This is a genomic window from Pseudomonas sp. SJZ078 (genome assembly GCF_007828255.1).
Classification (GTDB): domain Bacteria; phylum Pseudomonadota; class Gammaproteobacteria; order Pseudomonadales; family Pseudomonadaceae; genus Aquipseudomonas.
In genome coordinates, this window is the sequence record NZ_VIUG01000018.1 from 27862 (window position 1) to 52343 (window position 24482).

A 24482-nucleotide genomic window follows, 5' to 3' on the forward strand; every position below is an offset into this window, starting at 1 on the left:
TCTGCACTGTGCCGATTTCGTCATGGGTGACAGATAAAACCATCAAGCCGCCGCCCCCTGTTGCGGGCCACGCTTGCGCTCACTTATCTGAACGGACGTGGCCCCATGAAGCGCATCACTGTGATCGATTCCCACACCGGCGGTGAGCCGACCCGACTGGTCACCGACGGTTTTCCCGATCTCGGCCAGGGCAGCATGGCCGAGCGCAGGCAGCGCCTGGCCTCGCAGCACGATGACTGGCGCGCCGCCTGCGTACTGGAACCCCGGGGCAGCGACGTGCTGGTGGGCGCGCTGCTGTGTGAACCGGTCGACCCGAGCGCCTGTGCCGGGGTGATCTTCTTCAACAACAGCGGCTACCTGGGCATGTGCGGCCACGGCACCATCGGCCTGGTGGCGTCGCTGGCTCATCTGGGGCGGATCGGCCCGGGCGTACACAGCATCGAAACCCCGGTGGGCACCGTCCAGGCCACTTTGCATGAGGATCGCTCGGTCAGCGTGCGCAACGTCCCCGCCTATCGCTGGCGCAAGGCACTGCGCCTGGAAGTGCCCGGCATCGGCCCGGTGGAAGGCGACGTGGCCTGGGGCGGCAACTGGTTCTTCCTGATCGCCGACCACGGCCAACGGGTGGCGAGCGACAACCTCGACGCGCTGACCGCCTACACCTACGCCGTGCAGCAAGCATTGGAACAGCAAGGCCTGCGTGGCGAGGACGGCGGGCTGATCGACCACATCGAGCTGTTTGCCGACGACTTGCAAGCCGACAGCCGCAACTTCGTACTTTGTCCCGGCAAGGCCTACGACCGCTCCCCTTGCGGCACCGGCACCAGCGCCAAGCTGGCGTGCCTGGCCGCGGACGGTAAGCTGCAGCCCGGCCAGATCTGGCGCCAGGCCAGTGTGATCGGCAGCGAGTTCGAAGGCTCTTATGAGCAGGCGGGCGAGCGCATCGTGCCGACGATTCGCGGCCGCGCCTATATCAGCGCCGAAGCCACGCTGATCATCGAAGCGGATGACCCGTTCGCCTGGGGCATTCGACTGTGACCGAGGGCCTGATCGCCGACGTGATCGTCATCGGTGCGGGCATCGTCGGCGCGGCCTGTGCCCGGGCCTTGTCCCAGCGTGGCTTGAAGGTCGTGGTGCTCGATGCCGGCTGGCACGGCGCCACCGCGGCCGGCATGGGGCATCTGCTGGTGCTGGACGACAACCCGGCGGAACTGGCCCTGAGTCAATATTCCTTGCAGCGCTGGCGCGAGCTGGCCCCGGCTCTTCCCGAAGGCTGTGGGTGGCGCAACAACGGCACCTTGTGGCTGGCGGCCAATCCGGAGGAAATGGCGGTCGCCAACAGCAAATACCTGAATCTGCTGGCCCACGGAGAAGACTGCGAGCTGATCGGACGCGGGGCCCTGCGTCAGCGCGAACCCGAATTGCGCGAAGGCCTGGAAGGCGGCCTGCTGATCAAGGGCGACGGCATCCTCTATGCCCCCGCCGCCACGCGCTGGATGCTGGGCGGCCCCCACATCCGCCAGCAACGGGCGCAAGTTGCCGAAGTGGACGGCCCGCGGGTACGCCTGGACGACGGGCGCTGGTTGAGGGCCGAAGCGGTGATCCTCGCCAACGGAGTCCAGGCCACTGAACTGTGCCCGGAGCTGCCGATCGAGCCGAAGAAAGGCCACCTGCTGATCACCGATCGCTACCCCGCCACCGTCACCCACACCCTGGTCGAACTGGGTTACGTCACCAGTGCTCACAACGCCAGCGGCCCATCGGTGGCCTGCAACATCCAGCCGCGTCCCACCGGGCAGTTGTTCATCGGCGCCTCGCGCCAGTTCGGCACCGTCGACCCGCAGGTGGAAGGCTGGATGCTGGCGAAGATGCTCAAGCGCGCTGTCGACTACATGCCCGGGCTGGCACAGCTCAACGGCATCCGTGCCTGGACCGGCTTGCGCGCCGCCAGCCCCGATGGCCTGCCGCTGGTGGGACAGCACCCGCAACGCAAGGGTCTGTGGCTGGCGGTGGGGCATGAAGGACTGGGAGTCACAACGGCCCCCGCGACGGCTGATTTGCTGGTAGCGCAGCTGTTCAACGAAGCCTCGCCGTTGGCCCTTCAAGCGTACCTGCCGGAGCGTTTTCTGGGGGAGCCCGTGCATGTCAGCTAAATCTTCTAGCCACAGTTTTATACGGAGCCCGATAGATGCCTGAATTATTCCTGGACGGCCACCCTCTCACGGTCACCCCCGGCACCAGCGTCGCCGCCGCCCTGGCCTTGGGTGCGGACGGTTGCAGTCGCACCTCGGTCAGCGGCCAACGGCGTGCGCCCCTGTGCGGCATGGGCATCTGCCAGGAATGCCGGGTGATGATCGACGGCCAGCGGCGCCTGGCCTGCCAGACCCTGTGCCGCGACGGCATGCATGTGCAGACCCGACCATGAACGAAACCACCGACCTGCTGATCATCGGCGCCGGCCCCGCCGGCATGGCCGCCGCCCTGGCCGCGGCACGCCGCGGCGCGTCTATCGTACTGCTGGACGACAACCCGTTGCCTGGAGGGCAGATCTGGCGCGACGGCCCCCAGGCCAGCCTACCCGCCGCGGCACGCCGCCTGCGTCAGCGGTTGCAGGCCTGTGCCAATGTGCGCTGCCATGCCGGTACCCGGGTCATCGCCTGCGCCGCCGATAAAACCCTGTTGGTGGAGAATGCCGAGCGCGGTTGGCAGATCACCTACGAGCGTTTGATCCTGTGCACCGGCGCCCGGGAGTTGCTGCTGCCCTTCCCCGGCTGGACCCTGCCCGGCGTCACCGGCGCCGGCGGTTTGCAGGCATTGATCAAAGCGGGCCTGCCGGTACGGGATGAACGCCTGGTGATCGCTGGGAGCGGGCCACTGTTGCTGGCCAGCGCCGCCACGGCCAGGCACCAGGGTGCCCACGTGCTACGGGTGGCCGAACAGGCAAGCCGTGCCGCCGTGGCCGGTTTCGCCGCGCAATTGCCGCGCTGGCCGGGCAAGTTCCTGCAAGCGTTCGCTCTGTTCGATAGCCATTACCGCACCGCAAGCCATGTGCTGGAGGCCTTGGGGCAAGAGCGACTCGAAGGCGTGCGTTTGCTGCAACAGGGCAAGGTTGTCGAACTGGCCTGCGACCGGTTGGCGTGTGGTTTTGGGCTCATCCCCAATACCCAGCTCGGCCAGGCCCTGGGCTGCGAGCTCGCCGAGAATGCCCTCGCGGTGGATGCCTGGCAGGCGACCACTCGCCAGGGCCATTACGCCGCCGGCGAATGCACCGGTTTCGGCGGCAGCGAGTTGGCGCTGGTGGAAGGCGCCATCGCCGGTCACGCGGCGGTCGACGATACCGCGGCCGCCCGACGCCTGTGGCCGCGTCGGGAACGCTGGCAGGGTTTCGCCCGAGCACTGAACAAAGCCTTCGCCCTTAATGAGCGGCTCAAGTCCCTGGCCAGGGCCGACACCCTGGTCTGCCGCTGCGAAGACGTGCCCTACGGCGACCTGATCGGCCACGTGAGCTGGCGCGAAGCCAAGCTCGCCAGCCGCTGTGGCATGGGCGCGTGCCAGGGCCGGGTCTGCGGTGCGGCCCTGGAGTATCTGTTCGACTGGACGCCACCCACTCCGCGCCCGCCGTTCAGCCCGGCACGGATCGAAACTTTGCTGGGGCTGGAAGAAACCCCGTCCACTTGAGCCAGACAGCGATTCATTTGTGGGAGCGGGCTTGCTCGCGAAGAGGGGGTACATTCAAGATCAATGCAAACTGAAGCACCGCTTTCGCGAGCAAGCCCGCTCCCACTGGAATCGATGTGTTCATACCGCAACTGTGGGAGCATGCTCGCTTCAACCAGAGATGATGCCAACCCATGTATCCCTCGCTCACATCCTTCACCCCCTGCGACCTGGGCACTCTACTGCACAACCTGCAATCCATCGCGCCGCTGCTCGACACCCTCGCGGACGTGGTGTTTTTCATCAAGGACACTCAGGCCCGCTACGCCTTCGTCAACCAGACCCTGGCCCGGCGCTGCGGCTTCAAGCACAGCAGTGATCTGCTCGGCCGCACCGCCGAGCAGGTGTTCCCCGAGCGTTTCGGCCCGCTGTACACCGAACAGGATCGACGGGTGCTGGCCAGCGGCCGGGAGCTGGCCGACCAACTCGAACTGCACCTGTACTACGGCAATCAACCGGTGTGGTGCCTGACCCATAAAATCGCCCTGCGCGAGCCCAACGGCCAGATCACCGGCCTGGCCGGCATCTCCCGGGACCTGCAACTGCCGCAGTCCAGCCACCCGGCGTTTCAGAAACTGGCGGCGGTGGATGCCCATATCAAACATCACTTTGCCCGCCCCATCAGCCTCGCCGAACTGACCGCCATCGCCGGGTTGTCGGTGGCGCAACTGGAGCGGCACTGCAAACGCATTTTTCAGCTCACGCCCCGGCAAATGATTCACAAAGCCCGACTGGAAGAAGCTTCGCGCCTGCTGCTGGACAGAGACCTGCCTATCACCGAGATCGCCTTGCGTTGCGGCTACACCGACCACAGCGCGTTCAGCCGCCAGTTCCGCGCCTTGACCAGCCTGTCGCCGAGCCAGTACCGCGAAAGCCAGGAGTGAATCTGTTCCCTTAAAGGGCGACGGAGCCCCCACTGCTCCCATCTGTAACACCTGCCTGAAGCGATCTTGAGTACCGCTCGAACCCTCTACGCCCTATTACTGTTTGTTATCAACGAGTTATCCATTCAAGCGAGCGTTTTGTGAGACAGGCACGTGGATTGCTTATCTAATATCGTATACGAAATCCTCAATACGATATCTCACCGCATTTATTCGACAGCGAGGCATTTATGAAAAATCCTGCATTGGCCGTAGCGTTAAGTGTTGTCCTGGCCCCCCTGTTCATCACCACCGCCCATGCCGACAAGCTCGATGACATCATCGACTCCGGCAAGCTGCGCTGCGCCGTGACCCTGGACTTCCCGCCCATGGGCTTTCGTGACGAAAGCAACAAACCGGCGGGCTTCGACGTGGACTATTGCCACGATCTGGCGAAGGTCCTGGGGGTCGATGCCGAAGTCGTGGAAACACCGTTCCCTGATCGGATCCCGGCACTGATTTCCGGCCGCGCCGATGTCATCGTCGCCTCCACCTCCGACACTCTGGAGCGGGCCAAGACCGTCGGCCTGACCGTGCCCTACTTCGCCTTCCAGATGGTGGTGCTGACCCGCGACAACACTGGCATCAATAGCTTCGCCGACCTCAAGGGCAAGGCCGTGGGCAATACCAGCGGCACCTATGAAGCCATCGCGCTGGAGAAAGACCAGAAGAACTGGGGCAGCGGCAGCTTCCGCGCCTACCAGTCGCAGAACGACACGCTGCTGGCCGTCGCCCAAGGGCATATCGATGCGACGGTGGTCACCAACACCGTGGCCGCTGCGACCATCAAGTCGGGCAAATACAAAAACCTGAAGATCGCCGGTGACGCACCTTATGTCATCGACTATGTGTCCCTTGGCGCCAAGCGCAACGAGTTCGGCCTGATCAACTACCTCAACCTGTTCGTCAACCAACAGGTGCGCACCGGCCGCTACAAAGAGCTGTTCGCCAAATGGGTCGGCACCGACATTCCGCCGGCCAACCTGACCGTCCCGCAGGTCTATTACTGAGGATCGGGGCATGCCAAGCACGCCTATCCGTGTCATGGGCCGCAGTCTGGTGGAGGGTGCCGCCCAGGGTGCCCTGCTCTTTGCCGATGTGGGCTTGAGTTTCTGGGGCGGTGTGGATCCGGCCAGCGGTGAAGTCATCGACCGGCATCACCCGCTCAGCGGCGAGCGCCTGGCCGGGCGCGTGCTGGCAATTCCCAGCGGGCGCGGCTCGTGCACCGGCAGCAGCGTCTTGATGGAGCTGATCAGCAACGGCCATGCACCCGCAGCGCTGGTGCTGGCCGAAACGGATGAGATCCTGACCTTGGGCGTGCTGGTGGCGCAATTGATTTTCCAGCGTTCCCTGCCGGTGGTGCAGGTCGGTCGTGAAGCCTTCGACGGCTTGCGCGGCCAGGGTTTCGTGCGCGTCGAAGGCGATTGCCTGACCTTGTCCGGTCGTCGTCCCAACGATCGCTGGGATGGCGCCGACGTCCCCTTGCAGCCGCCCATGCCGTCTACCGTCAGCCTCACCGAACAGGACCGGACGCTGCTCGACGGCAGCCACGGCAAGGCCGCCCAGGTGGCCATGCAAGTCGTCTTGCGCATGGCCGAAATCCAGGGTGCCACGCAGTTGCTGGACGTAACCCAGGCCCACATCGACGGCTGCATCTACACCGGCCCGGCCAGCCTGCGCTTTGCCGAGCAACTGGTGCAGTGGGGCGCCAGGGTGCGCGTGCCCACTACCCTCAATTCCATTTCCGTGGACCAGCGCCGCTGGCGCGAACTGGGCATCGACCCGGCCTTGGGCGAACCGGCGAGTGCCTTGGGCGATGCCTACATGACGATGGGCGCACAGTTGAGCTTCACCTGCGCGCCGTATCTGCTGGATACCGCGCCCAGGGCCGGCGAGCAGATCGTCTGGGCCGAGTCCAACGCGGTGGTCTACGCCAACAGTGTGCTCGGGGCTCGCACGCAGAAATATCCGGATTTCCTGGATATCTGCATCGCCTTGTGCGGCCGGGCGCCCTTGACCGGTTGTCACCTGGACGATCAGCGCAAAGCCAAGCTGATCGTCGACGTGCCGGGATTGGGCACTGTCGACGACAGCTTCTATCCGCTGCTGGGCTATCACATCGGTGGCCTGACGGGCCGGCGCATTCCATTGATACGCGGCCTGGAGCACGCCGCGCCGACACGGGATGACCTGAAGGCCTTCGGCGCCGCGTTCGCGACCACCAGTGCCGCGCCCCTGTTCCACATCGCTGGGGTCACACCGGAAGCCCTCGACCCGGCCGATGTCGTGGAGGTGGATTGTCCAATACCGATGGTAACGGTGGATGCCGCGGGGCTGCTTGCCAGTTGGCGTGAGCTCAACAGTGCCCGGGACAACCGGGTGGACGTGGTTTCCCTGGGCAATCCGCATTTCTCCCTCAGCGAATTTGCCGCCCTGGCGACTCTTTGCACCGGCCGGAGTAAGCACCCGGACGTGATACTCGCCATCACCTGCGGCCGTGCGGTACTGGAACAGGCCCGCCAGGCGGGCCACCTGGACGCCATCGAAGCCTTCGGCGCGACGCTGGTGACCGACACCTGCTGGTGCATGCTGGGCGAACCGGTCATCCCACCCGCTGCCACCACCCTGATGACCAATTCCGGCAAATACGCCCATTACGCGCCCGGCCTGGTGGGGCGCGGGGTGCACTTCGCCAGCCTCGCGGCCTGTGTCGACGCCGCCTGCATCGCCACCGCCAGCGGCCAACCGCCGCTCTGGCTGCAACCTGTCACCCGCCGGGGGAATCCCTTCCATGTTTGACTACAGCTTCCAATGGCGCCCGGCCCTGCGCGCGTTGCCCGACATGCTCGCCGGGGCCTGGGTCACGTTCGAGACCGCGGCGCTGTCGATGATCTTCGGCGTGCTGATCGCGCTGGTGCTGACGGTGATGCGCCAGGCGCGTCATCCATTGCTGCGCGGCATCGGCAATGGCTGGGTCTCCATCGCCCGCAACACGCCGTCGCTGTTCCAGATCTACATCCTCTACTTCGGCCTCGGCTCCCTCGGGCTGCACGTCAGTTCCTGGCTGGCGTTGCTGGCCGGGATCACCTTCAACAATGCCGGTTACCTGGCGGAGAACTTTCGCGGTGGCCTCAAGGCCGTACCCGGTACGCAGATGCGCGCCGCCCGTTCCCTGGGCATGAGCGCGTTCCAGGCCTATCGGATGATCATCGTCCCGCAACTGCTGCGCATCGTCTTCTACCCGCTGACCAACCAGATGGTCTGGGCGGTGCTGATGACCTCGCTGGGCGTGGTGGTCGGCCTGAATAACGACCTCACCGGGGTGACCCAGGAATACAACGTCAAGACGTTCCGCACCTTCGAGTACTTCGCCCTCGCGGCCGCGCTGTATTACCTGATCGCCAAGCTCATCGTCGGGCTCGCCCGGCTGTTGTCCTGGCGGCTTTTCCGTTATTGAGGGCCGGTCATGTTTACAACAAGCCTCACCGTCAACGACCTGCTGTTCTTGCTCGACGGGGCCTGGGTCACGCTGCAACTGACTGTTTGGTCGATCCTGCTCGGCACCCTGGCCGGGTTGCTGTTCGGCCTGCTCCGGGCACTGCTGCCCCGGGCCAGCCTGCCGCTGGCCTGGGTACTGGACGTGTTCCGCAGCGTGCCGTTGTTGATCCAGTTCGTGCTGTTCAACTCCCTGAAAAGTATCGCCGGGCTGAACCTCAGCGCCTTCGCCGTCGGCTGCATCGTGCTCGGCGTCTACGCCGCCGCGTATTTCACCGAAATCGTCCGCGGCGGTGTGCTGGCGGTGCCACTGAGCACCCGGCGGGCCAGCCGTTCCCTGGGCTTGAGCTACCTGCAGGACCTGCGCTTCATCGTCCTGCCGATTGCCACGCGCGTGGCGTTTCCCGGCTGGCTGAACCTGGTACTCGGAGTGATGAAGGACACCGCGCTGGTGATGTGGATCGGCATTGTCGAGCTGCTGCGTGCCTCTCAAACCATCGTCACGCGCATTCAGGAACCCCTGCTGGTGCTGTGCATCGCAGGCCTCATTTACTACGTCATGAGCCTGGTGGTTGCCCGCCTCGGCGCACGTCTGGAAAGAAGGTGGCAGGAAAATGATTGAGATCGAGAACGTGCATAAATCCTTTGGCGACCTGGAAGTGGTCAAGGGTGTCAGCCTGACCGTGGACAAGGGCGAAGTGGTGTCGATCATCGGTGGCTCGGGTTCCGGCAAGTCGACCCTGCTGATGTGCATCAACGGCCTGGAGCCGATCCAGCAAGGCAGCATTCGCGTGGACGGTGTCGAGGTCCATGACCGCGCCACCGATCTCAATCACTTGCGGCAGAAGATCGGCATTGTCTTCCAGCAATGGAACGCCTTCCCGCACCTGACCGTACTGGAGAACGTGATGCTGGCGCCGCGCAAGGTGCTGGGCAAGAGCAAACAGGACGCCGAGGCCCTGGCGGTTAAGCAGCTGGAGCACGTGGGCCTGGGGGACAAGCTCAAGGCCTTCCCGAACAAGCTGTCCGGCGGCCAGCAACAGCGCATGGCCATCGCCCGGGCCCTGGCGATGTCGCCGGACTACATGCTGTTCGACGAAGCCACCTCGGCCCTGGACCCGCAACTGGTGGGCGAGGTGCTGGACACCATGCGCATGCTCGCCGAGGACGGCATGACCATGGTGCTGGTAACCCACGAGATCCGCTTCGCCCGGGACGTGTCCGATCGCGTGGCGTTCTTCTGCAATGGCCGGGTCCATGAGATCGGACCGCCGGACCAGGTGATCGGCAATCCGATGCAGCGGGAGACGGCGGCGTTTCTCAGGTCGGTGAAATAGGCGCTGGTCCCTTCGCGAGCAAGCCCGCTCCCACAGGGTTCGGTGCTGTCCACGAATCCCATGTGGGAGCGGGCTTGCTCGCGAAGAGGCCCGCATGAACAACATAAGGAGCATCCCATGCGCTCATCCAAAATCATCCACATCGTCAGCTGCCACGCCGAAGGCGAAGTCGGCGATGTGATCGTCGGCGGCGTTGCCCCTCCGCCCGGTGCCACCGTGTGGGAACAGTCGCGCTGGATTGCCCGGGACGAGACCCTGCGCAACTTCGTCCTCAACGAACCCCGTGGCGGCGTGTTCCGCCACGTTAACCTGCTGGTACCGGCCAAGGACCCGCGGGCACAGATGGGCTGGATCATCATGGAGCCCGCCGACACGCCGCCGATGTCCGGTTCCAACTCCCTTTGCGTGGCGACTGTGCTGCTGGACAGCGGCATCCTGCCCATGACTGAACCCCAGACCCGCCTGATACTGGAGGCCCCTGGCGGGTTGATCGAAGCCGTCGCCGATTGCCGCGACGGCAAGGTGCAACGGGTGGAGATCAGGAACGTGCCGTCCTTCGCCGACCGTCTCGATGCCTGGATCGAAGTGCAGGGCCTGGGCTCGCTACAGGTGGACACCGCCTATGGCGGCGACAGTTTCGTCATCGCCGACGCCCAGCGCCTGGGCTTTGCCATCCGCCCTGACGAGGCCGCCGACCTGGTAGATATCGGGCTGAAAATCACCCGGGCCGCCAATGAACAACTGGGTTTCGAACATCCGCTGAACCCGGACTGGTCGCATATCTCGTTCTGCCAGATCGCCGCGCCCATCGTCATGGAGGCAGGTGTCGCGACCGGCGCCAACGCCGTGGTGATCCAACCCGGCAAGATCGATCGCTCCCCCACCGGCACAGGGTGCTCGGCACGCATGGCGGTGCTGCAGGCCAAGGGGTTGATGCAGGTGGGTGAACGGTTCATCGGGCGCTCGATCATCGGCTCCGAGTTCCACTGCCGCATCGACTCGCTGACCGACGTGGCCGAACGCCCGGCGATCTACCCGTGCGTTGCCGGGCGAGCGTGGATCACCGGGACCCACCAACTGCTGCTGGATCCGGCCGATCCGTGGCCCCAAGGCTATCGGCTTTCGGATACGTGGCCTGGCGCATGAACATTCCGAATTTCACACCCACCCCTGTGGCGAGGGGATAAATCCCCTCGCCACAGTACTATCATCAACCGGAGACAACCATGAGCAAACGCATCAACTGGAGCGGCGTATTCCCCGCCGTTACCACCCAATTCAACGATGACTTCTCCATCAATCTGGACAAGACCCATGAGGTCATTTCCAACGTCATCCGTGACGGCGTCTCGGGCCTGGTGGTCTGCGGTTCGGTGGGGGAAAACACCTCGTTGAGCGCCGAAGAAAAAATCGCCGTGACCGAAGTCGCGGTGGACGCCTCCCGGGGCCGGGTGCCGGTGATCTGCGGCGTGGCCGAATTCACCAGCGTACAGGCGGCCAAGGTCGCCAACGCGGTGCGCAAGGTCGGCGTCGACGGCGTAATGCTGATGCCAGCATTGGTCTATGGCTCCAAGCCGTTCGAGACCGCCGAGCACTTTCGCTATGTCGCCCGGCATGCCGACGTGCCGCTGATGGTCTACAACAACCCACCGATCTACAAGAACGACGTGACCCCGGACATCCTGATTTCCCTGGCCGATTGCGACAACGTGGTGTGCTTCAAGGACTCCTCCGGCGACACCCGGCGGTTCATCGATGTGCGCAATGAAGTAGGTGATCGCTTTGTCCTGTTCGCAGGCCTCGACGACGTGGTGCTGGAAAGCCTCGCCGTGGGCGCCGAAGGCTGGGTCTCGGGCATGTCCAACGTGTTCCCGAAGGAAGGCGAAACCATCTTCCGCCTGGCCCGCGATGGCAGGTTCGCCGAAGCGATGCCGATCTATGAATGGCTGATGCCGATCCTGCACCTCGACGCCCGCGCCGACCTGGTGCAATGCATCAAGCTGTGCGAAGCCATCGCCGGCCGCGGCAGCGCCCTCTCCCGCCCACCACGCCTGGCCCTGCCGGAAGAGGACCGGCTGTATGTGGAACAGATCATGGCCAAGGCCCTGGCGAATCGGCCGGTGCTGCCGGATGTGGGGCTCTAGGACCGTCGTTGAAATCAGGATGGCCTGTGTGGGAGCGGGCTTGCTCGCGAAAGCGGTTTGTCTGATAAGACTATGCTGGATAGTCCGCCGTCTTCGCGAGCAAGCCCGCTCCCACAGGATTCCAGGCGGCCACATCAAGGAAGGCTTCCCATGAACTATTTCCTGGCCCAGGCCCTGAATAACCAGTGGGCCAACCACCGCCTGCTCAGCACTTGCGCGCAATTGAGCGAAGACGAATACCTGACACGCCGCACCGGGTTCTTTCCATCCATACAAGCCACCCTCTGCCATATCCTGGAGGTGGATTGCTATTACCTCACCGCCCTGGAAGGCGATCGTGACGGTCAGACCAAGGATTTCTCCGAGACCCTGGCCTTTGCCGATCTGGTGCAAAGCCAGGCCCGCAGCGACCAGCGATTGGTCACGTTCTGCGAATCCTTGCGGGAGAAAGACCTCGCCCGGTCCGTCGAGCTGGTACGCGCCGACGGTGCGGTGGTGCCCGAGCGTATCGACCGGTTGCTGCTGCACCTGTTCGAACACCAGATTCACCACCGTGGCCAGGTCCACACGATGCTCAGCGACACCGACATCGAGCCGCCACAGCTCGACGAGTTTTTCCTCGACTGCGACCGCAAGTTCCGGCAAACGGAAGAACAGCAATTGCAGCTCGACGAAAGCCGGGTCTGGCGGGCCTATCTGCCGGATTGAATCCAAAGCATAAAAAATGCGATGGCCGCTGCCGGCCATCGCCAATCGCCCACATCGGAAAAGTCAGCTCCGGGCCGGTGACACGATGATCTTCACGTTGTGTTCCTTGTTGTTGACCAGTTCCTCGAACCCCTGTCCGACAATCTGTTCCAGCTGGATGCGCCCGGTCACCAGGGGCGAGATGTCCAGGCGGCCATCGGCGATGAACGCGATGACGTCGGCAAACTCGCCGTTGTAGGCCAGTGCGCCGAGCACCTGTTTCTCGGTGGATACCAGCTCGAAGAAATTGAATTCGCTCGGCTCCTCGAAAATCCCCACCAGCACGCATTTGCCAGCCTTGCGGATCAGGTCGATGGCGAACTTGGCGGTGTGCTTGTTACCGATGCATTCGAAGCTGACATCGGCACCCAGCCCTCCGGTCAGGCGGCGCACCTCGGCCAGCGCATCGCGCTGGTTGGGATCGATGACATGAGTGGCACCGACCTCCAGGGCCTTGGCCTTGCGCGCCCCGGACATCTCCAGGGCAATCACCTGGGCCGCCCCGGCGGCCTTGGCGCACATGATAGTGCACAGGCCGATGGTCCCGGCGCCAACCACCACGACGTTCTGGCCCAGCAGGCTGCCGGCCTTCTTGACCGCGTGCATGCCCACCGCCAACGGCTCGATCAGCGCGCCGGCCTCGGCAGGAAAACCGGCGGGCAATTTATAGAGCAAGTTGGCCGGCACATTGACCAGTTCCGCGAACGCGCCGTTGTTCATCAAGCCGGTGAACGCCAGGTTCTCGCAGATGTTGTAGAGCCCGTGGGTGCAGTAGTAGCAGGTGCCGCAGTGCTGGCAGGCATCCGCTGCCACCGGCTCGCCAACGCTGAAGCCCTCTACCCCGGCACCCAGCTCGACGATTTCACCACAGAATTCATGACCGAGGATGCACTGGCCCTTGATACCGGTCAGCGGGTGCGGCGCGTCCACCGGGATGAACACCGGCCCGGCCACGTACTCATGCAGGTCGGAGCCGCAGATGCCGCACCACTGCACGCGGATCTGCACCCAGCCGGCAGGCGGCGAAACGGGCAACGGTACGTCTTCGACGCGGATGTCGTTACGGCCATGCCAGACGGCGGCGCGCATGCTGCGGGTGGGCTTGATTGAGGCGTTCATAGCGTTCTCCAGAATGCTTGGGGGCGACGACTCGCGCGTCGCCCGTTTGATCAGTGCTGCTCAATGAACTCAAGGATCAATCGATTGACCTGCTCGGCCGCTTCCATCTGCACCATGTGGCCCTGGCCGGCCAGTACCTCGACCTGGGCGTCCAGCCCTTCGCCATGGGTCGCCGGGATGATCGCGTCATCGCTGCCCCAGACCACCAGAGTCGGCACGTGACCAGCCTGCACCACCTCGCGCAAGTCCACCTGTTGGCGACCCTCGGCGAACAAGGTCGCCGACAGCTGCTTCAACGCTACCTCCACGCCCTCCAGGCGCTTGTACTTGAGCATGTCTTCGAGCATCTGCCGGTTGACCAGCTCGGCATTGGAGAACAACTGCACCAATTGCGGCTTGAGGGCGTTGCGGTTGGAGGCCTCGACAAAGCCTTGCAGGTAGCCGCCGTTGATCTCAGGGCCGAGGCCGGCGCTGCCGATCAGCGTCAGGGAACGCACCCGCTGGGGCATCAAGCGTGCGCTGTTCAGCGACACGGCGCCGCCCATGGAATGCCCCACCAGGTGCGCGACGCTGATGTCCAGGTGATCGAGCAAGGCCAGCACCGCGCCGCTCAGCTCGTCCAGGTCGCCCCGTCGCAGGGTCTTGCCGGACTCGCCATGGCCCGGCAGATCCAGGGCGATCACCCGGCGGTCGGCCGCCAGGGCCTCATGGTTGAACAGCCAGTTGTTCAGGTCCCCGCCAAAACCGTGGACCAACACCAATGGCACGCCCCCTTGGCCGCGTTCAAAGTAGCGGATCACCCGACCGTTCAGCTCGACCTTCTGCGGTTTCGCGCCGGTGTCTTCGTCACCGCTGTCGCCCGGCACGAAACTGGACTGGAACTGCTCGATGACCGCATCGATCTCGGCGTCACTGGCCTCGCCTTCGACGACAATGCCCAGCAAGGCGCCGACCGCCAGGGTTTCGTCCTGGCGCGCGATCTGCCGACGCAACACACCGGAGAACGGCGCTTCGACGCTGCTGGAGATCTTGTCGGTCTCCACATCCAGCACGTCGTCGCCCTTGGTAATGGCCTGGCCCTCCTCCTTGAGCCAGGCATCGACCCGGCCTTCAGTCATCGACAGCCCCCACTTGGGCATGGTCAGGGTATGAATCTGGCTCATCAGCGCTTGCTCCACTCGATCACGTTGAGCACGGCTTGTTCGATCTTCGCCGCGTCAGGGATGTACAGATCTTCCAGGGAATCGGAGAACGGCACCGGCGTGTGCGGCGCGGTGACCATCTCGATCGGCGCCTTGAGCGCGCCGAAGGCTTTCCGGGCCACCAGCGCCGAAACATCGGTGGCCATGGAGCAGCGTGGGTTGGCCTCATCGATGACCACCAGGCGCCCGGTCTTTTCCACGCTTTCGAGGATGCTGTCCTCGTCCATCGGACTGGTGGTGCGCAGGTCGATGACCTCGCAATCGAGGCCGCGCCCGGCCAGGCTACGTGCTGCGTCCATGGCGGTGTTGACCATGCGGCCGTAGGACACCAGGGTCACGTCCTTGCCGTCGCGCAGGAAGTTGGCCTCGCCGAACGGGATGGTGTAGAGCTCTTCGGGCACCTCGCCCTGCATGCCGTAGAGCAATTTGTGCTCGCAGAAGATCACCGGATCGTTGTCGCGGATCGCCTGAATCAACAAACCCTTGGCATCGTAGGGCGACGACGGGCACACCACCTTCAGCCCGGGGATGTGCGTCCACAAGGACGTGAGCATCTGTGAATGCTGGGCTGCGGCGCGCAGGCCGGCACCGACCATGGTACGGATCACCAACGGCGTGGCAGCCTTGCCACCGAACATGTAGCGAAACTTCGCCGCCTGGTTGAGGATCTGGTCCAGGCAGCAGCCGGCGAAGTCGACGAACATCAGTTCGCACACCGGGCGCACACCACAGGTCGCGGCCCCGACCGCTGCGCCGACGTAACCGATTTCCGATAACGGGGTGTCGAGCACACGACCGGGGAACTGGTCGTAGAGGCCCTTGGTGACGCCAAGCACACCGCCCCAGGCGTCGTTCTCACCGGGCGCGCCGGCGCCACCGGCCACGTCCTCGCCCATGATGAACACGCTGCTATCGCGGCGCATTTCCTGGGCCAGGGCTTCGTTGATTGCCTGCTGATAGCTGATTTTTCTCGCCATGATGGAATTCTCTGTTCTTGTTTTATAAGGGGCGTTCAGGGGTAGGAGACGTAGACGTCAGTGAGCAGATCAGCCGCCGCAGGCTTGGGATCGGATTTGGCCTTGCGCACGGCGTTTTCGATCAGCAGTTCCACTTCCCGGTCGACCTGGTCCAGTTGCTCGGCCGAAAGCAACCCGGCCCGGGTCGTGCGCTCGCGAAACTGCATCAGGCAGTCCTGGTTTTCACGGAAGTGCTTGACCTCATCCGGTGCCCGATACGTCTGCGCATCGCCCTCGAAATGCCCGTAATAGCGGGTCAGCTTGACCTCGATCAGCGACGGCCCTTCCCCGGCCCGGGCACGCTCGATGGCCGCCCCGGCGGCTTCGTGGACGGCGAAGAAGTCAAAACCGTCCACGGTCACCCCCGGCATGCCGAACCCGGCGGCACGGTCGGCGATGTGATCGCACGCCACCGACCAATTGGACGCCGTGGCCTCGGCGTAGCCGTTGTTCTCGGCGATGAACAGGCACGGCAGGTTCCACACCGAAGCCATGTTCATGGCCTCGAATACCGCGCCTTCGTTGGAGCCGCCGTCACCGAAAAACACCACCGCGACGCTGTCGGTGCCCTTGAGCCGGGCCGCCAGCGCCGCACCGACCACCAGCGGCGCACCGGCGCCGACAATGCCGTTGGCGCCGAGCATGCCCTTCTCGAAATCGGCGATGTGCATGGAGCCGCCCTTGCCTTGGCAGACCCCGGTTTTCTTGCCGTAGATCTCGGCCATCATTCCGTAGACATCCACGCCTTTGGCGATGCAATGGCCGTGGCCGCGGTGGTTGGAGGCAATGCAGTCGTCATCGCCCAGGTGGGCCATGACCCCGGCGGCCGAGGCCTCTTCGCCGGCATACAAGTGGACGAAACCGGGAATCTCGCCGGTGGCGAATTCCACGTGCAGGCGCTCTTCGAACGCGCGGATGGTGCGCATCACCTGGTAGGCGTGCAGCAGTTGATCGTGGGTGAGCGGTGTCGACATTTTTTATTCTCCAGGGGTGTCTTGAAGGGTGATTTGCAGGTTCAGGGGGTGTTGCGGGTGTTCACGGCCGATGCCCAGCAAGCGCTGTTGCGCGGCGTAGGCCAGCACCGCGTCGACATCGATGCTCAGCGGGCCGCCGGCATCGAGGGTGACTGTGGGACGGTCGTGCGGGTTGAATTCGATTTCCCGTTCGCCATCCAGGGCCAGCGTGCCGCTGGACAGCGCCAACGGGTGGGCCACGCCTGGCTCCAGGCGGCCGGCCGCGAGCACGCCGCAGCCCTGCAACAGGCCTGGGGCCAGCGGCACCAGCAGCGCTTCGGGCGATTGCGGGTCCAGGCGCATCCAGGCGCCGCCCGGCTCCTGCCGCGTCACCGGCAGCCACAAGCCACACAAGGCCGACAGGCCAATGGATTGCGGCTCGGCAAAGGTCACGAAGACTCCGGCCAGATCCGCCGCCCGGCTGATGGCACGGGCGCCGACGAAGCGCAGCGGCGACACGGCAACGTCCACCAGGGCGATTTCCCGCAGGCCGCGCTGGGCCTCGCACACCAGCAAGCGTTTGTTGCGCCGCAAGCCGATCTGCCCGGGAATGCGGCCGCTGGCGTACAACCCGCCGGCGAGCCCTGCCGTGGTGGCCTCGCGCAGCTCGGGGAAAGCGTTGTTGGTACCGGTGGACAGGGTCAGCAAGGGGATATCGCCCACTTCGGCGGCGACGGCCTTGTGGGTGCCGTCACCACCGAGCACGGCGATCAGCGCCACCTCGCGCTCGGCCATCAGCCGCGCGGCCCTGCGGGTGTCTTCCACGGTCTGGCGCAAGGTCAGGTCGAGAAACTCCAGGGCCGGCCAATGACTGTCGCGGGCGTGGCGGCTGTGGCTGTTCTTCAGCACGGCGGCGGCGATGCCGGTCATGTCGGTGGGCATCAGCACCTGTTCGATACCGGTGGCACCGAAAGCCGCCAGCAAGCGCTGAATCACCGAGACCTTGTCAGTGCTGGAAAACAGCCCGGCGTTGGCGGTCAGGCGCCGAACGTCGCGGCCCGAGGCTGGGTTGGCGATGATGCCTACGGTCAGGGGGCGGCGACTCATGGCGCCACCGCGGACGTGACGGGCAAATGACCAGGGCAGGAAGACATGGCGTACCTCGTTTCTTATTATTGGAAGGCCCGTCGTGCGGGTACAGGGCCTAGAGCAAGGGCGGTGCCAGTTGCGCGAAAATCCCGGCAGACGCCCGGACCAGAGCCTTCGCAGCGAGATAAACCACGAACCGGGACAAGGCCCCGTGAGACGCCACATATCAGCCTGCACGAGCCATTGGCGAGACCGTGAGACGTGGCGTCTCACGCCGGCACCTGATCCCGTCAGGCTTGTCTGTGTCCGGCGAACGGCGCTTAATGAGCGCACAACGATAAGAAGCTGAACCGGAGGCCAGTCATGCTTTCCGCTCACTCCCGGGCCCATGTGGATTGCGTCAGCCGCGTCGTGAAGAACGCGGACCAATTGCCGCAGCTTCCCGTCCCGAACCTGATCCTCGACTCCTGGCGTCGGTCCATGGAGCAGCATCGCCTCGACCCTGGCTCGCTGCAGGGCCCGCGCATCCTGTCCGAGGATGTGCTCAAGCAATGCCGCGAGCGCTCCGAACTGTTCCTCAATATCGCCAGCGAAGAAGTGGCGCGCCTCCATGGCCGGGTACGGGACGCCGACTACTGTGTGCTGCTGACCGATGCCCAGGGTCAGACCATCGACTACCGTGTTGAAACCGCCATTCGCAATGACTGCCGCAAGGCCGGACTTTACCTGGGCACCTGTTGGTCGGAGGGCGAGGAAGGCACGTGCGGCGTGGCGGCAGTGCTCACGGCCAAGGCGCCGGTGACGGTGCACAAGCGCGATCACTTCCGCGCCGCCTTCATTGGCCTGACCTGCTCCGCCGCGCCGGTCTTCGATCCTCAGGGAGAACTGCTTGGGGTGCTGGATGTGTCAGCGGTTCGCTCACCGGATGAGCGCCGCTCGCAGCACTTGATCCGCCAGATGGTGGTGCAGAGCGCCCGGGAAATCGAACAGGCATTCTTCATGAGCAGCGCCCAGGGTTATTGGGTACTGCGAGCCCACCGCAACGCCGGCTACGTCGACAGCCAGCCCGATTATCTGTTCGCCTGGGACGACGATGGCTGCCTGCAGGCCCTGAACCCCGCCGCACGCCAGTACCTGCTGCAGCAATACGGCCAGTTGCCGCAGCACATCAGCCAGGTCTTCGATCAACAATGGTTGCACCGTGCCCGGGACGAGAGTCTTTATCCCTTCGACCGCCAGGGGACCGAGTCGTCCCTGCATGGCCGCTTGAGCGCGCCACGGCAGCGGGCGCGGCCGCGTACACGGGCGGCTATGGCACCGGTCGACGTCGATCCACGCCTGGCCGACAGCCTGCGCCTGGCGGTGCGGGTCAAGGATCGCAACCTGCCGGTGTTGATCCAGGGCGAAACCGGCTCCGGCAAAGAGGTGTTCGCCCGCCAGTTGCACCAGGCCAGTCAGCGCCGTGAGCGTCCTTTCGTCGCGCTGAACTGCGCCGCGATTCCTGAAAGCCTGATCGAGAGCGAATTGTTCGGCTACGTGGCCGGGGCGTTTACCGGCGCCTCGGCCAAGGGCATGCAGGGCCTGTTGCAGCAGGCCGATGGCGGCACGCTATTTCTGGACGAAATCGGTGATATGCCGCTGGCCTTGCAGACTCGTCTGTTGCGGGTGCTGGCGGAGGGCGAAGTGGCGCCTCTCGGTGCATCACGCCGCAAAGCCGTGGACATCCAGGTGATCTGCGCCACCCACCGTGACCTGGAGAACCTGGTCGCCGCCGGCGAGTTTCGCGAGGACCTGTATTTCCGCCTGGGAGGCGCCCGCTTCCAACTGCCGCCGCTGCGCGAGCGCAGTGACCGGCTGACGCTGATCAACCGTATCCTCGAAGAGGAGTCGACCCGCTGCGGCGGCGCCGTGCAATTGAGCAGCGCGGCCCTGGAATGCCTGCTCGGCTATCACTGGCCGGGCAATGTCCGCCAGTTGCGCCATGTGTTGCGCTACGCCTGTGCGGTATGCGAGAGCCGGGTGATCCAGCGCGCTCACCTGCCCGAGTCGTTGCACGGCTCGCCCGTCGCTGCCCTTGCCCCAGAGCCCAGCGCCAGCCCGGAACGCCAGGCCCTGCTCGATGCCCTCGTGCGCCATCGCTGGAAACCCACCGCCGCCGCCCGGGCCCTGGGCATTTCCCGGGCCACCCTGTACCGACGGGTGCATCAACATGGCATCGACATGCCTGGTCGAAGCCCGGCATGAACGAGTATCAAGGCTTTCCGTACAGAACCTAGCGGCGCGCCAACTCGTGACGCACGCACTGCTCGTAGTAGGTCTGCTTGACCGCGGCGGGTTTGAGGCGAGACGCGCTGTCGTAGGTCTGTTCGGTGATGCCCAGGGCGGTCATACGCATCCATGGCCGGGGGAATTTGCGCACTTGCAGCTTTTTCCGGGCGCCGTACAGGGAGACACCGGAGAGCTTGGAGGCTTGCGCGCCTGCCGCGATGTCCGCCCCCCAACGACATACGGACTGCTGGTTTTGCGTCAGCGCCCGGGCCTGAGCCTCAAGCGCGACGCTGACCAGGAAAACTGTCGTTACCACCCATATAGAAACACGCATAGGTTTGTCGCCCAACTTTCTGAAATAAAAGAAGTTTGACGAGGTTCCAGAAAGCAAGGGGCCAGCACTGACGTGCGCGCCCCTGTGGCGAGGGGATAAATCCCCTCGCCACAGGTTGGTATTTTATTGGCCATTGGGTTGATGAGTAACGGCGGAGTCCGCCTTGGCCTCCTGCAGCAACTGTTGGATCACCTGCTCCTGCTCGCCGTAGCGGCCTTCACCGAAGTGGCTGTAGCGCACCTGCCCCTTGGCATCGATGAAATAGTGCGCCGGCCAGTACTGGTTGTTGAAGGCACGCCAGATCGCATACTGGTTGTCGATGGCCACCGGGTAGTGGATGTCCAGTTTGCGCACCTGCTGGCGTACGTTGTCGATGATCTTCTCGTAGCCGTATTCCGGGGTGTGAACGCCGATCACCACCAGGCCGTCCTGCTTATACTTCTTGGCCCAGTCGTTCACATAGGGCAGCGTGTGCTGGCAATTGATGCAGTCGTAGGTCCAGAAATCCACCAGCACCACCTTGCCCTTCAGCGATTCACTGCTCAGCGGCGGCGAGTTCAACCATTGCACCGCACCGTCCAGCGAAGGCATGGCGCCCTGGGACTCGAGACTCGGCAGCGGGTTGGCGCTGGCCTTGCTGACCACGTAGTCGATTGCCTGGGGCACCTTCTCCAGCACCCGCTGCTCCAGGCTGGCGGCTCCTTGGGAAGAGGTATTGGCCAACAGTCGATCATCGGCACCAGTAGCGATGGCCACGGCAGCCAGCAACACCACCACCCCACTGCCACGACGCAGCCAGGCGGTCACGGGCAAAGAAAGCTTCAGCCGCGCGGCCAAGCCACGTCCGGCGAAGATCAGGGTTCCCAGCGACAAGGCACTGCCCAGCCCGTAGGCCAGCAGCAACAGGCTGGTTCCGGCGCTGGCGCCCTGCAGCATGGCGCCGGTCAGGATCACCCCGAGTATCGGCCCGGCACAGGGCGCCCAGAGCAGCCCGGTGGCAACGCCGATCAACACCGAGGCCAACGGCCCACCCAGTCGTCCGGCGCCCGCATCGACGCGATTGCCCAGGCTGACCAACGGCCGCGCCAACCAGCTGCCAACCCGGCTGAAGATCAACGACAAGGCGAACAGCACCATCACCCCCAGGGCGACTTGCCGACCTACGCTGCTGGCGCGCAATACCCAGTCGCTGCTGACCACCGCCAGGCTCGATACCAAGGCAAAAGTCAGCACCATGCCGCCGAGGGTCAGCAACATCGAACTGGCGGTACGATTGGCCCGGGCGAACAGAAACGGCACCACGGGGAGAATACAAGGGCTGAGGATCGTCAGGATCCCGCCGAGGAAAGCGATCAGAAGCATGGCATCACCTCATGGGCAGCCAGGCCGGTTCGGGCCTGTTTATATAAAACATATACCAATTAAAACAATAAGTTATTAACCATTATTGATATTTTACTTTCAGTTGTCGTTATTGCAGTGATCAGCCAGTTTGCGATACTCCAGTGCCTGGCGATGCCCGGCCGAATCCAGGTAAGTCATGTGGGCATTGACCACGCCGCAGGCGGGGCCGCTGTCTTCGGAAACGGAGAGCACTTTCTGGATGTCCAGGTGACTGCCATAGGCATAGGTCTGCGTCTGGACGTCGCTTTCGGCCCGGGCCGACAGGGTGCAGATGTTCAGCGCGGCGAACAGGCAGGCGGCGTAGATGGCTTTGGTGTTCATGGCGGTGTCCTTGATTCATTCAATGGGTGTACTTGCTGTCGAGGCCGGGTGTGTTGCCTCGTTGGATGCCATTGAATGCCGCTGAGGTATCGCGTCTGTATCGAGCCCGGGCGCTTTTTGCATCGCTGTGTATCCGGCGGGCGCCAGATACACTGCAATACAATCCGTCGCGAGCCGGGCCCGCCGGCCCCTGTATTCTGATCACAACGAAACGCCAAGAGGGCTGAACACCATGGATCATGTCGATCACGTGTTGATAGTGGATGACGATCGCGAGATCAGAGAACTGGTGGGTAACTACCTGAAGAAGAATGGCCTGCGCACCACCGTCGTCGCCGATGGTCGGCAGATGCGCGCCTTCCTGGAAACCACGCCGGTAGATCTGATCGTGCTGGACCTGATGATGCCGGGGGATGACGGCCTGGTCCTGTGTCGGGAGCTGCGCGCCGGCAAGCACAAGAACACGCCGGTGCTGATGCTCACCGCCCGCAACGACGAAACCGACCGCATCATCGGTCTGGAAATGGGCGCCGATGATTATCTGGTCAAACCCTTCGCCGCCCGTGAGCTGCTGGCCCGGATCAACGCGGTGTTGCGCCGCACCCGCATGCTGCCGCCCAACCTGGTGGTCACCGAAAGCGGCCGTCTGCTGGCGTTCGGCCGCTGGCGCCTGGACACCACGGCGCGACATCTGCTGGACAGCGACGGCACCATGGTTGCCCTGAGCGGCGCGGAGTACCGGTTGTTGCGGGTGTTCCTCGACCATCCGCAGCGGGTGCTCAACCGCGACCAACTGCTGAACCTGACTCAGGGCCGGGACGCCGACCTGTTCGATCGCTCCATCGACCTGCTGGTCAGCCGCCTGCGCCAGCGTCTGCTGGATGACGCCCGCGAGCCGGCCTACATCAAGACCGTGCGCAGCGAAGGCTATGTCTTCTCCTTGCCGGTGGAGATTCTCGAGGCGTCGACATGAATCTGCCGCTACGGTGGCCGCGCACCCTCGCCTCGCGGCTGTCGCTGATTTTCCTGATCGGCCTGATCCTGGCCCAGGGCCTGTCGTTCGGCGTCCAGTACTACGAGCGCTACCAGACCGCCAAGTCCACCATGCTCGGCAACCTGGAAACCGATGTCTCGACCTCCGTCGCCATCCTGGACCGCCTGCCCGCCGCCGAACGCCCGGACTGGCTGCCCAGGCTCACCCGGCGCAATTACGGTTACCTGCTGAATGAAGGGCAACCCGGCCAGCCGATAGCCCGTGACGACGCGCCGATCTCGGTGAGTTCGATCGAGGACGCCATCGGTGAGGCCTATCCCCTGACCTTTATCGACATTCCGGGACCGCAGAAGCATTACCAGGCGCACCTGCGCCTGAGCGACGGCAGTCCGCTGACCATCGACGTCCGCCCAGCCATGATGCCCCTCTCCCCCTGGCTGCCGGTGGTATTGCTGGGGCAGCTGGCGTTGCTGATCGGCTGCACCTGGCTGGCCGTGCGCATCGCCGTCGGCCCGCTGACCCGGCTGGCCCAGGCCGTGGAAACCCTCGACCCGAATGCCCACAGCGTGCGCCTGGATGAACACGGCCCGACCGAAGTGGTCCATGCCGCCAAGGCATTCAACGCCATGCAGGACCGCATCGCCGCCTATCTCAAGGAGCGCATGCAGTTGCTGGCGGCGATCTCTCACGACCTGCAGACCCCCATCACCCGCATGAAGCTGCGCGCGGAATTCATGGACGAGGGCATTGAGAAGGACAAACTCTGGAGCGATCTGGGTGAAATGGAACATCTGGTGCGCGAAGGCGTGGCCTACGCCCGCAGCATCCACGGCGCCACCGAGGCCAGCTGCCGCATCAGCCTGGATGCATTCCTCGACAGCCTGGTGTTCGACTACCAGGACACCGGGCAGGATGTACAACTGTCCGGAAAGAACGCCGCCGTCATCGACACCCGCCCCCATGCCTTGCGCCGGGTGCTGGTGAACCTGGTGGACAACGCGTTGAAGTTCGGTGGCGCGGCGCGGATCGAGGTGCAGGCCGAGAACGACGGCCAACTGGCGATCCAGGTCCTGGACCGCGGGCCCGGCATCAATGAGCAGGAACTGGCCGAAGTGCTCAAGCCGTTCTACCGGGTGGAAAGCTCGCGCAACCGTGAAACCGGTGGGACCGGACTGGGACTGGCCATCGCCCAGCAACTGGCGACGGCCATGGGCGGCTCGCTGACCTTGAGCAACCGCGAAGGCGGCGGCCTGTGCGCCGAACTGCGTCTGCCCCGCGACACCTCGCTCGGCCGTTGACTCTAGGCTGACCGGCCCAGCGCAATCGTCGGATCGCCGCCCGGAGCATCAGCCAGCCATCGCCCCTCGCCTTCGAAAATCGAAACCTTGGAAGACTTGCGTCGGTCCAGTCCTGTGTAGC

24 protein-coding genes are annotated in these 24482 nt (G+C 64.4%); 16 read left to right on the top strand and 8 right to left on the bottom strand.

Going from position 1 to position 24482, the window contains the following annotated elements; all coding sequences use genetic code 11:
• Positions 1-105: 105 nt before the first annotated feature.
• From FBY02_RS16750 to FBY02_RS16810, 13 genes are all read left to right on the top strand, one after another.
• The gene (locus tag FBY02_RS16750; RefSeq protein ID WP_144929358.1) at positions 106-1038 is read left to right on the top strand and encodes a 4-hydroxyproline epimerase; all 933 of its coding nucleotides are present in this window, start codon (positions 106-108) and stop codon (positions 1036-1038) included.
• Positions 1035-2153: an FAD-binding oxidoreductase gene (locus FBY02_RS16755; protein WP_144929360.1), complete on the top strand. Its 1119-nt coding sequence runs from the start codon at positions 1035-1037 to the stop codon at positions 2151-2153. The genes FBY02_RS16750 and FBY02_RS16755 overlap by 4 nt, the downstream gene beginning before the upstream one ends.
• Before the next feature lie 35 nt (positions 2154-2188).
• Entirely contained in the window at positions 2189-2425 is a 237-nt protein-coding gene (locus tag FBY02_RS16760) for a 2Fe-2S iron-sulfur cluster-binding protein (RefSeq protein ID WP_144929361.1), read from the top strand.
• The gene (locus FBY02_RS16765; protein ID WP_144929363.1) at positions 2422-3678 is read left to right on the top strand and encodes an FAD/NAD(P)-binding oxidoreductase; all 1257 of its coding nucleotides are present in this window, start codon (positions 2422-2424) and stop codon (positions 3676-3678) included. The genes FBY02_RS16760 and FBY02_RS16765 overlap by 4 nt, the downstream gene beginning before the upstream one ends.
• A gap of 173 nt (positions 3679-3851) precedes the next feature.
• Positions 3852-4601, top strand: coding sequence for an AraC family transcriptional regulator (locus tag FBY02_RS16770; protein WP_144929365.1), 750 nt, complete (start codon positions 3852-3854; stop codon positions 4599-4601).
• 230 nt (positions 4602-4831) lie between these two features.
• Positions 4832-5650, top strand: coding sequence for a transporter substrate-binding domain-containing protein (locus FBY02_RS16775; protein WP_144929367.1), 819 nt, complete (start codon positions 4832-4834; stop codon positions 5648-5650).
• 10 nt (positions 5651-5660) lie between these two features.
• Positions 5661-7439: an aconitase X gene (locus FBY02_RS16780; RefSeq protein ID WP_144929369.1), complete on the top strand. Its 1779-nt coding sequence runs from the start codon at positions 5661-5663 to the stop codon at positions 7437-7439.
• A complete protein-coding gene (locus tag FBY02_RS16785; RefSeq protein WP_041024839.1) occupies positions 7432-8097 on the top strand; it encodes an amino acid ABC transporter permease in 666 nt (221 codons plus the stop codon). Before FBY02_RS16780 ends, FBY02_RS16785 begins: the two co-directional genes overlap by 8 nt.
• A 9-nt stretch (positions 8098-8106) precedes the next feature.
• Positions 8107-8757: an amino acid ABC transporter permease gene (locus FBY02_RS16790; RefSeq protein ID WP_144929371.1), complete on the top strand. Its 651-nt coding sequence runs from the start codon at positions 8107-8109 to the stop codon at positions 8755-8757.
• Positions 8750-9472, top strand: coding sequence for an amino acid ABC transporter ATP-binding protein (locus tag FBY02_RS16795; protein WP_144929373.1), 723 nt, complete (start codon positions 8750-8752; stop codon positions 9470-9472). Before FBY02_RS16790 ends, FBY02_RS16795 begins: the two co-directional genes overlap by 8 nt.
• A gap of 117 nt (positions 9473-9589) precedes the next feature.
• A complete protein-coding gene (locus FBY02_RS16800) occupies positions 9590-10618 on the top strand; it encodes a proline racemase family protein (protein ID WP_144929375.1) in 1029 nt (342 codons plus the stop codon).
• A gap of 80 nt (positions 10619-10698) precedes the next feature.
• Positions 10699-11616, top strand: coding sequence for a dihydrodipicolinate synthase family protein (locus FBY02_RS16805; protein WP_144929377.1), 918 nt, complete (start codon positions 10699-10701; stop codon positions 11614-11616).
• 150 nt (positions 11617-11766) lie between these two features.
• Entirely contained in the window at positions 11767-12324 is a 558-nt protein-coding gene (locus FBY02_RS16810; protein WP_144929379.1) for a DinB family protein, read from the top strand.
• A gap of 63 nt (positions 12325-12387) precedes the next feature.
• Here FBY02_RS16810 and FBY02_RS16815 read toward each other — a convergent pair whose 3' ends face one another.
• The 5 genes from FBY02_RS16815 to FBY02_RS16835 all read right to left on the bottom strand — a co-directional run bounded on the left by FBY02_RS16815 (position 12388) and on the right by FBY02_RS16835 (position 17760).
• Positions 12388-13452, bottom strand: coding sequence for a 2,3-butanediol dehydrogenase (locus FBY02_RS16815; RefSeq protein WP_256662518.1), 1065 nt, complete (start codon positions 13450-13452; stop codon positions 12388-12390).
• A gap of 80 nt (positions 13453-13532) precedes the next feature.
• Entirely contained in the window at positions 13533-14645 is a 1113-nt protein-coding gene (locus FBY02_RS16820; RefSeq protein ID WP_144929383.1) for an acetoin dehydrogenase dihydrolipoyllysine-residue acetyltransferase subunit, read from the bottom strand.
• Positions 14645-15661, bottom strand: a complete 1017-nt coding sequence (locus FBY02_RS16825; protein ID WP_144929385.1) for an alpha-ketoacid dehydrogenase subunit beta — start codon at positions 15659-15661, stop codon at positions 14645-14647. Before FBY02_RS16825 ends, FBY02_RS16820 begins: the two co-directional genes overlap by 1 nt.
• Positions 15662-15696: 35 nt before the next feature.
• On the bottom strand, positions 15697-16674 hold the full coding sequence (locus tag FBY02_RS16830; protein ID WP_047702923.1) for a thiamine pyrophosphate-dependent dehydrogenase E1 component subunit alpha: 978 nt from the start codon (positions 16672-16674) through the stop codon (positions 15697-15699).
• Positions 16675-16677: 3 nt separating this feature from the next.
• A complete protein-coding gene (locus tag FBY02_RS16835) occupies positions 16678-17760 on the bottom strand; it encodes an ATP-NAD kinase family protein (RefSeq protein ID WP_144929387.1) in 1083 nt (360 codons plus the stop codon).
• Between the two features lie 345 nt (positions 17761-18105).
• Between FBY02_RS16835 and FBY02_RS16840 the strand changes: the two genes are divergently transcribed.
• Positions 18106-19986: a sigma-54-dependent Fis family transcriptional regulator gene (locus FBY02_RS16840; protein WP_144929389.1), complete on the top strand. Its 1881-nt coding sequence runs from the start codon at positions 18106-18108 to the stop codon at positions 19984-19986.
• Between the two features lie 28 nt (positions 19987-20014).
• Here the strand turns inward: FBY02_RS16840 and FBY02_RS16845 are convergent, their stop codons facing one another.
• The 3 genes from FBY02_RS16845 to FBY02_RS16855 form a co-directional block, all read right to left on the bottom strand.
• The gene (locus FBY02_RS16845; RefSeq protein WP_144929391.1) at positions 20015-20344 is read right to left on the bottom strand and encodes a hypothetical protein; all 330 of its coding nucleotides are present in this window, start codon (positions 20342-20344) and stop codon (positions 20015-20017) included.
• A gap of 123 nt (positions 20345-20467) precedes the next feature.
• Positions 20468-21706: a cytochrome c biogenesis protein DipZ gene (locus tag FBY02_RS16850; RefSeq protein ID WP_144929393.1), complete on the bottom strand. Its 1239-nt coding sequence runs from the start codon at positions 21704-21706 to the stop codon at positions 20468-20470.
• Between the two features lie 99 nt (positions 21707-21805).
• On the bottom strand, positions 21806-22069 hold the full coding sequence (locus FBY02_RS16855) for a DUF2790 domain-containing protein (protein ID WP_144929395.1): 264 nt from the start codon (positions 22067-22069) through the stop codon (positions 21806-21808).
• A gap of 232 nt (positions 22070-22301) precedes the next feature.
• Here FBY02_RS16855 and FBY02_RS16860 point away from each other — a divergent pair, with 232 nt between their 5' ends.
• Complete coding sequence (locus FBY02_RS16860) at positions 22302-23042, top strand: response regulator (protein WP_144929407.1); 741 nt, start codon at positions 22302-22304, stop codon at positions 23040-23042.
• Positions 23039-24361, top strand: a complete 1323-nt coding sequence (locus FBY02_RS16865; protein WP_144929408.1) for an ATP-binding protein — start codon at positions 23039-23041, stop codon at positions 24359-24361. Before FBY02_RS16860 ends, FBY02_RS16865 begins: the two co-directional genes overlap by 4 nt.
• Positions 24362-24482: the final 121 nt, after the last annotated feature.